At 62.5% G+C, this 363-nt stretch carries 1 protein-coding gene; it reads right to left on the reverse strand.

Translation table 11 applies throughout. The features are described from left to right. On the reverse strand, positions 1 to 363 hold a 363-nt coding region (locus tag KI686_RS17460), incomplete at both ends, for a TrkH family potassium uptake protein (protein ID WP_262914013.1).

The raw sequence follows: 363 nt of genomic DNA on the forward strand, positions 1-363 counted from the left end.
GGACCCGAAGGTGCGCGGGTTGTCGTACTCGAGGATGAGGAACGTCAGAGCTCCCGCGACGAACAGCAGCACCGTGGTCGCCAGAGTGAGCTTCGTGTGCAGAGACCAGCGCTTGATGTGCCACACGTGCTTGGCGAGCGTGTAGATCACCGGGAATCCGATGCTGCCCAGGAACACGCTGATCATGAGGACCGACAGGACCAGGTAGTCGTCGGCGAAGATGCTCACTCCGCCGGTGTTCGGAGTGAAACCGGTGTTCGTGAAGGACATCGCCGCGTAGTACGGCGCCTCCCACAGGGCCGCCAGGGGGTCGATTCCTGCCCACACCAGTGCGGGATAGAGGACAAGTGCCACTACGCCTTC

The sequence above is a fragment of the Polaribacter sargassicola genome (genome assembly GCF_021991835.1).
Taxonomy (GTDB): domain Bacteria; phylum Bacteroidota; class Bacteroidia; order Flavobacteriales; family Flavobacteriaceae; genus Polaribacter; species Polaribacter sargassicola.